Below are 7,817 nucleotides of genomic sequence, written 5' to 3'. Positions count from 1 at the left end.
ATTCCGGTTCTGGCCGCACGGGACGCGGAACTGGACGTTCTGGGTCAGCTGGACAGCCTGGACGCTATACGTCGTGGGTCTGGTCGGCATTGCATACCTCGACTGGTGGCACTGGTACGAACCACCGGTGGTGGTGCAACTCGTCAGTGTGCTTGTTTTCGTAGCAGGCACAGCGCTGTCTATCTGGGCGATGTGGACACTCGGATTCTGGGAGAGCAGTGGTCTCGAGGGCCACCTTCAAACTGAGGGACCGTATCGCTTCTCTCGCAATCCACAGTACGTGGGGTTCATCACCATGCTCGCCAGCGGAGGCCTCCTCGCAGGTTCGATTCAAACGGTCATTCTCGCTATCGGTGGAATCGTGTGGTTCCTGCTCGCACCACTCGCCGAAGAGCCGTGGCTCCGCGAGCAGTACGGGGGCGAATATGAGTCATACTGCGAGGCGGTTCCACGATTCCTTGGTAAACCCAGTAGACGTGCAGCGCAGACACATTCAGAGCAGTCCGAGAGTGATTCTCAATGACTGGATCCGCGACACAACCGATTGAGGTCGGCGGCCGAACCATCTCACCCGGAGAGAAGCGCCAGTTCCGCTATTCGGTGGGAACAAGTTTCCACGGCGACCCGATCGACATTCCGGTCACGGTCGTCAACGGAGAGAATGATGGCCCGGCGATGTTCCTCAGTGCTGCCGTGCACGGCGACGAACTGAACGGCATCAAGATCGTCCAAGAGGTCGCAGAAACCTACGGTCCCCCGGACATCCACGGGGCACTCGTCTGCCTCCACGTACTGAACGTCCCGGGATTCATGGCCCAACAGCGCTACATCCCGATCTATGACGAGGACCTCAACCGGTCGTTCCCCGGGAATCCACAGGGAACGATGGCGAAACGTCTCGCCCATACTATCTTCGAGGAATTCGTCTCGAAGTGCGACCTAGGGCTGGATTTCCACACCTCGACGCGCAACAGGACGACGATGTATCACGTTCGGGCAGATATGCGCGACTCTGACGTCGAACGCATCGCCCGTGCATTCGGAACGAGCGTGATTCTCGACGGTGAAGGCTCAAACGGGACGCTCCGAAAGGCAGCATCGAAGACGGGGGTTCCGACCGTAACTGTGGAGATGGGGCGCGCCCACCGGTTCCAATCGACGCATCTCGAACGCGCCCTTCACTGCGTGGCGAGTGTCCTCGCTGAACATGAGGTTCTGCCAGACCGGCCGGTCTCTTGGCCTGGGTGGACGCGTGTGGTCGCACGCGACGGTGAGAAGACGTGGCTTCGTGCTGCCACCGGCGGACTCGTCGATATGAAGTGGGGCCCACAGCCGCTCGTCGAGGACGGGGAGCAGCTGTTCACTATCTCCGATCACTTCAAAGATGAGGTCGAAGTCGTTCGTGCACCGTCAACTGGCCTCGTCGTCGGTGTACTCGAGAACGCAGTCGCGTACCCGGGGCATCCGCTGTGTCACTTCGTGAGCGTCGACGAAACGACCGCAGACATCATCCGGGACGACATCGAGCGGGGTGAGTTCGATGTCTACCGTGAGGGTGGTTTCCAGCGGCCGGAATATGGTGAGAGCGGTGAGTATGAAGGACGAGATCCGCTCTCTTGACGGGCCAGCGTCTGCTGACAGGCTCTTCATCGGTTCGAAGAGCCCCCCATAATTGCCTACTGGATCGTTCTTCGGCCAATAACCGTTCCAAGTTCTAATTCGTACGGTATGATGGTCGGCTTTTATCGAACATCGTCGAGATCACCTCAGCAAGATCGTGCCCTCTCAACTACAGACTCGCCGGGTACCAGTGTGTAAAATGTACAGATCTGCTAGGTGATGCCCGGTATAGTAACGCTCACCCCAACTTTTTCGCGACCTATTGCGCGTTTTCAACCGCTTTCCTTACGTCAACCCAGACTTCATCAGGAGACTGTTTTCCGTCGACACGTTCCAGTTGACCTCGTTCTTCGTAGTATTCAATAACTGGTTCAGTGGTCTCACGAAATACACGTAGACGTTCACGGACTGTCTCCTCGGTATCGTCATCCCGCTGCTCAAGTCGTCTTTCAACTTCAGGATCTTCAGGCGGACTATATTTTATATGATAAGTGTCCCCTGTTTTTGGGTCTATACGGCGACCCGTGAGTCGTTGAACAAGTTCCTCCTCGTCTACGTCAAGATATAGAATAACGTCAACGTCGGTCATATTATTGAGTTCCTCAGCCTGTTCTACGTTGCGGGGATACCCATCCAGAACAAAGCCATTGACTTGCGATAGAGCCTCTTTAACGAGCAGAGTGACAACCTCGTCCGGAACAAGCTCACCTTGATCCATATATGTGCGCGGGACATCATACTCTGATTCAAATTCTGAAATATCCCTGTCCTTATTTGCCCGAAGGAGCTCCCCGGTAGTGATATGCTTTACATTAAACTCCTCAGAAGCCTTTCTACTCTGCGTCCCCTTTCCTGCGCCTGGTCCACCGAGGATTAGAATCCGTGGTTCGGCCATGTCTCTCTTTTGATGTCAGTCACGAAAAAGACACGTATCGAGAGTCTCAGATGCGGAGGTTACTTTCTCTGGGACTCTGACCGGATGATCCCGGAGAGATTGTCCATCTGTGCGGAGACATGGGCAGCTTCTCCCGCGAGGTGAGTGATGAGATCGTCAAGGGTGACGATCCCCACAACTGAGCCATCTTCGACAACGGGAACATGGCGGGCAGCCGCCTCGTTCATTTGTCGCAGTACCCTCGGTACCTCCGCCTCAGGCGTTACGGTGAGGGGGTCGGAGGTCATCACATCTCCGGCGGTTATGTTGGATTCGCTCTGATCCGTTGCGAGAACGTTGAACTCACTATCTGGCGTGAGGAGCGCGCCAATCAAATCTCGATCTGTAATGATGCCCACGAGCTGGTCGTTTTCTTCCACAACGACGTAGCGGGCACATTTGGTTTGCGCGACCATCGTTTGGGCGACCTCTGCTACCGACGTATCCGGAATAACGCGACCAACTGACTCGTCGGCGATACTCCCAACACGTAGTGTGAGATCGGATCGATTCTGTTCCATACTGGGGGATTGGTTAGAGAGACTAAATAATATGGCGGCAGTTCCTCACTTCATAGAAGCATCTCAGGGAGTTACGGTGCTTGCCTTCGGTAGATAGTAGCACGTTTTGCGCTGCTACTATCCGACTGGTCTCCCGCGTAATGTTGGAACCAAGTGTGGTGAATGTGCGACCGTAGTTACTAGTGGGCAGTCCAGCCTCCGTCGACAGGAATGTTTGTGCCTGTGATGTACGTCGCCTCATCAGAGGCGAGAAACATCGCAATGCCGCCGATCTCCTCGGGTTCGGCCACTCGCTGCATGGGTGTCTCGTCTCGGACGAACTCGTAGAACTGTTCCTGGTCGAGGTAGTCGTCTGTCATCGGCGTTTCAACGAATCCAGGGCAGATACTATTGACACGTATCCCTTCTGTGGCGTAGTCAATGGCGAGCTCTCGTGTGAAATTCACGACACCACCTTTTGCTGCCGAATAGGCAGGTGACCCAGGACCACCAACGAGGCCATAAATCGACGCGACGTTAATGATACACCCCTCACTGTCTTTGAGATACGGGATCGCCGCCCGCGAGCCGTACATAACCCCCGTGAGATTAACTTGAAGGACCGTATCCCACTCTTCGATCGACATTTTTTCGATGGACCCTACTTGGCCAATCCCAGCGTTGTTTACGATTACGGAGCGTGTCATAGAAAGCCTCCCAAGGGAGGCTGCAGGGTTTGGAAACTGTGTCCAGCAGTACCAACGCCCTGCAAGATGTTGCTTCGGTCAACGACTTCTTGAATGCGGCGGCTACCGAGACAGTACCGTTGTTCGAGCATCTTGAGTTCGAGTTTCTGCTGGAGTACGACGTGTTCGCCCCCGCTCGCCGGGGGCGAACACGAGTTCATGAGCCACCAGACCTCTTTCGCGGCTTTCTGCACTGCTACTACGAGGATGTCTACGGCACGCGTCCGGTTACACGAGAACTTCAGAACGGCCTTGTCTGGTACTACTGCGGACTCGACAAACCGCCATCTAGAGACACGATTGACCGATTTCTCACTGACCTCGAACACGTTATTGACGATGTCTTCGACAGACTCGTCGAGCAGGCCGCCGCCCGCGGCCTGCTCGACTCCACGTACTCCATCGATTCGACGCACATCGAGGCGATTCAGTACAACGACGCGGCGTCATGGAACTACGACCCAACGGCCGAAGAGTACTACTACGGCTTCGGTTGTACGATTGTCTCGACCGGTGCAAAGATCCCGATCGCAGCGGAGTTCACACAAGCTAAACAAGCGGATCAGGAGACGGCGATGCGCGTCACGCGTGACGCGCTCGCCGTCGATACACCGGTCTGGATGCTTGGAGACAGCGCCTACGACATCCTCGATTGGCACGACCACCTGCTGGCCGCAGGGGTCGTGCCAATCGCTCCGTACAATCCGCGAAACACTGACGACCCGAAAGACATCGAGTACAGGGTCGAAGACCGTATCGACGAACACAGCGAGGATGTTCAGCTCAAGCAGTCCATCTTAGACGAGACGTACAACCACCGGACAGGGGTCGAACGGACCAACGACGCGGTCAAGGACTGCGGCCTCGGGCACATCCGCGCCCGAGGCCGCGTCCACGCACGAACAGAAGTGTTCCTTGCGCTGTGTCTCCGGCTCGTCATTGCCATCACCAACTACGCGCGAGGAAACGAACCGGGCTGTGAGAAACTATGAGATGGATTCTATGACACGCTCATTACGTCCAGCTGTCCGTATTCGTCAACCGTACTGTTGACGAGGGTCTCTAGCTGCTCATACTCCGTGACGTCACATTGGTGGAATTCACAGCCGAGTTCTTCGGCAGTCTCCCGGCCGGTTTCTTCCGTGCGACCTGCGATAACGACTTCGGCTCCGTAATCAAGGTACTTCGAAGCAATTGCTTTGCCGATCCCGGTTGCACCACCAGTGATGATCGCAACTTTATCTTTGAGCATATCAGGTACTTCGCATAGACGCCACAAAATTGTTTGAGGCGTCGTGGAGAGTACCCGCACTCGAGATCCCAATTATCGGCGCTGTTGCCTTGATGAATGAATGAATAAAATGATGAAGCCGAGCGCGACGACGATCCCAACGATAGCAGAGTTCTGATTTACGGGCAATGCGAGGCCACTCGCTACAAATGTTCCTGCTGCGAGGATGGCGTACCCGATCGAACGAGTCTGCCGTCGTTGGTTCTGTACGATCTCCTGGGGTATCGCTGTACGTTCCTGTTCTCGTGCGTCCAGTTCACGATCCAATTTCGTGGGTAGCTGGAGGAGGGCCCAGAGGGAGGTTTCCATGTCGGACCGAGCTTCGGCAAGTTTCATCCGGGCTGCTTGCTGGAGGAAGCCGTGTTCGCGGAGGAACGCCTGCGCAGCTGCGAGGATATCGAACTCAGGATCGAGCTGTCTGAGAACGCCTTCACCGATCGATCCCACCCGAATGACTAACATCACGTCTGGCGGGATACGAAACGGAAACTCTCGGAGCATTCCGACGACCACGTCGATTATCTGCTGCCAGTTCACATCACCACCCCCTTCGAGGTCATCGATAACTAACTCGAGAACGTGACCGACGGCGGCCCTGTCGGCGTCGGGATCGAGTGCACCAAGGGCGACAAGTTCGTCAATGATTGCGTCGACATCCCGATTGACAGCGGCCAGATAGAGGTTGATCACGCTCGCTTGCATCGCCGGCGTGAACCGACCGCTCATCCCGAAGTCATAGAAGACGATGCAACCGTCGTTGTCGACGGCGATATTTCCAGGATGGGGATCGCCGTGGTACACACCGTGGTCGAGTCCCATCGTGAAGTAGGCATTCGCCACTCGTCGAGCGACGTTCTCCGGATCGTAGCCCTTTGCTTCGAGTTCCTCAAGGTCAGTAACCTTCGTTCCCTCGGCGTACTCCATAGTGAGGACACGTTCGGAGCAGACGTCACGAAACACGCGTGGGATTGTAACGGTCTCATTCTCGTCGGCAGCGAAATTTTCCCGAATCTCCTCCATCATCTGGGCCTCTCGCTCGAAGTCCAGTTCCTCCAGAATGATGCGCTCAAAGTCGTCCGCCATGTTCCGGAGTGAGAAACTGAACCGATCAGGTGCGAGAAACAGTGCAAGGGGAACGAGGCGACGAATAATGCGCAGATCGGTCTCGATGAGGTCCTTGATTCCGGGGCGTCTTACTTTCACGACCACCTGTTCTCCCTGATAGGTCGCCCGATAGACCTGTGCTAGCGATCCGCCGGCGATGGGTTCGGGATCGAAGTCGTCGTACGAGTGATACCCGACGTCTTCGGCGAGAGCCGGAATCATCTCGCGATACGGACCCGCCGGGATCGCATCTTGGAGCACTGCGAACTCCTCCGCGTACACTTGCGGAACGAGATCAGGGCGCGTCGAGAGAACTTGGCCGATCTTCACGAATGTCGGCCCAAGGTCGAGCATCGCCTCTCGTAGACGGCGGGCACGCTGCTCGTGCTGGTCCCGTGGCACAGTGCGTGACCCACCGACGATCAGAAACCGATGCCGGTCACGGAGAAAGCGTAGGATGAACGGGGTGAACGTCCCAAGAATACGAATTAGACGGAGAAGAAATCGAACCATGGGCGTTGTCATAGAGTTCTTCCGACGGCCCTTAATACGTGCCCGTCGACCTACTTCGAAATACCCAATCGGCTTGGAGACGGATCTGTGAACAGAATGCCGAGGGATCCCGTCTGCGGTATGCAACTCAGAGTTGACGAAGCGGTAGCTTCAGTCCGGCACGACCAGGTGACGTACTATCTCTGTAGCGAAGAATGTCGACAGCGCTTCGAGAAACAGCCCGCAGTATACACCGAGTAGGGAGCCTACGCACAGTAGCAAATGGCCGACTGACGTTTATGGAAGGGCGAGGCGTACTGCCAGTATGCCAGTTGAGTCGGTCTGCGGTATGGAAGCCAGCGACTCAAGCGAAATCACCGCCGATTTCGAGGGGACGACGTTCTACTTCTGTTCGTCCGACTGTCGTGATTTCTTCGAAGAGCACCCGAAGCGATTCGTCGACGAGCCACGACCCCACCTCTGTGATGCGAGTGGCGTAATGGTACCGCGCTTGCACTACGGCCGCGCCGTCGGTGAGTTCAACCTGACGGTCGCCGACCCGGAATTGCTGAGCGTCGGTCTCGAGGACGATACCGACCTTCAGTTCGATCTCGAACGGGCGAATAAAGCAGCAGAACGATCGTGATTCCTTAGCGAACTTCGGATACTTCGCTACCGTTTTCGTCGACCGATTCTCGAACCGTCATTTCCAAATCCCGGTCCTCTCGAACCGTCTTGATGAGTGCTTCAAGCAGACTGTTATACGCATTCGGGCGCTCAATCATAGCGACGTGACCGGTACGCTGTAGCCTGCAGAAAACGCTCTCAGGAATCCGCCTCGCGGTTCCGCGTGCCCGCTCGATGGGAACAATACCGTCGGCTGGTCCGTGGATGACGAGCGTTGGGGCATCGACTCGCTCAATATCGAGGCGACCGTCGTACCCCCAGAAGGCCTCGGTGACAGTCGTCCACGCTGAGCGACGGTGGGGAAGTGGGTTCGATTGCAGGAAATCTTCGACAACGGCACGTGACGTCCCTTCGTGGAAGCCTACGCTGTAGGCTAACTGCCGTATGAGCGCGTCGTTCGCGGGAATCTTGTAGAGTTGTAGTGCGAGAAACAGTCGTAAGAG

At 56.1% G+C, this 7,817-nt stretch carries 10 protein-coding genes; 4 read left to right on the top strand and 6 right to left on the bottom strand.

Annotation, left to right across the window (positions count from 1 at the left end):
* Both AN233_RS16320 and AN233_RS05360 read left to right on the top strand, forming a co-directional pair.
* On the top strand, positions 1-523 hold a 523-nt coding region (locus AN233_RS16320), incomplete at its 5' end, for a methyltransferase family protein (protein WP_080508371.1).
* Entirely contained in the window at positions 520-1,620 is a 1,101-nt protein-coding gene (locus AN233_RS05360; protein ID WP_058365807.1) for a succinylglutamate desuccinylase/aspartoacylase family protein, read from the top strand. The genes AN233_RS16320 and AN233_RS05360, both read left to right, overlap by 4 nt.
* A gap of 259 nt (positions 1,621-1,879) precedes the next feature.
* Here AN233_RS05360 and AN233_RS16315 read toward each other — a convergent pair whose 3' ends face one another.
* From AN233_RS16315 to AN233_RS05350, 3 genes are all read right to left on the bottom strand, one after another.
* Entirely contained in the window at positions 1,880-2,515 is a 636-nt protein-coding gene (locus tag AN233_RS16315) for an adenylate kinase (protein ID WP_080508370.1), read from the bottom strand.
* 59 nt (positions 2,516-2,574) lie between these two features.
* A complete protein-coding gene (locus tag AN233_RS05355; protein ID WP_058365806.1) occupies positions 2,575-3,075 on the bottom strand; it encodes a CBS domain-containing protein in 501 nt (166 codons plus the stop codon).
* Positions 3,076-3,254: 179 nt separating this feature from the next.
* Positions 3,255-3,761, bottom strand: a complete 507-nt coding sequence (locus tag AN233_RS05350) for an SDR family NAD(P)-dependent oxidoreductase (protein WP_080508369.1) — start codon at positions 3,759-3,761, stop codon at positions 3,255-3,257.
* A gap of 38 nt (positions 3,762-3,799) precedes the next feature.
* On the opposite strand from AN233_RS05350, the gene AN233_RS05345 reads away from it, so the two are divergent.
* Complete coding sequence (locus AN233_RS05345; protein ID WP_058365805.1) at positions 3,800-4,792, top strand: transposase; 993 nt, start codon at positions 3,800-3,802, stop codon at positions 4,790-4,792.
* An 8-nt stretch (positions 4,793-4,800) separates the two neighbouring features.
* Here AN233_RS05345 and AN233_RS05340 read toward each other — a convergent pair whose 3' ends face one another.
* The gene (locus tag AN233_RS05340; RefSeq protein WP_058365804.1) at positions 4,801-5,052 is read right to left on the bottom strand and encodes an SDR family NAD(P)-dependent oxidoreductase; all 252 of its coding nucleotides are present in this window, start codon (positions 5,050-5,052) and stop codon (positions 4,801-4,803) included.
* 72 nt (positions 5,053-5,124) lie between these two features.
* Positions 5,125-6,549, bottom strand: coding sequence for an ABC1 kinase family protein (locus AN233_RS05335; protein WP_176696647.1), 1,425 nt, complete (start codon positions 6,547-6,549; stop codon positions 5,125-5,127).
* A gap of 463 nt (positions 6,550-7,012) precedes the next feature.
* Here AN233_RS05335 and AN233_RS05330 point away from each other — a divergent pair, with 463 nt between their 5' ends.
* Entirely contained in the window at positions 7,013-7,333 is a 321-nt protein-coding gene (locus AN233_RS05330) for a YHS domain-containing protein (protein ID WP_058365802.1), read from the top strand.
* 4 nt (positions 7,334-7,337) lie between these two features.
* On the opposite strand, the gene AN233_RS17645 is transcribed toward AN233_RS05330, so the two are convergent.
* Positions 7,338-7,817: alpha/beta fold hydrolase (locus tag AN233_RS17645; protein ID WP_218055054.1), on the bottom strand; the 480-nt coding region annotated here is incomplete at its 5' end.

This window comes from Haloparvum sedimenti (assembly GCF_001462205.1).
In the GTDB taxonomy this organism is placed as follows: Archaea; Halobacteriota; Halobacteria; order Halobacteriales; family Haloferacaceae; genus Haloparvum; species Haloparvum sedimenti.
Note: the sequence above shows the minus strand (reverse complement) of the source record. Positions and strands in the feature narration are given on the sequence as shown.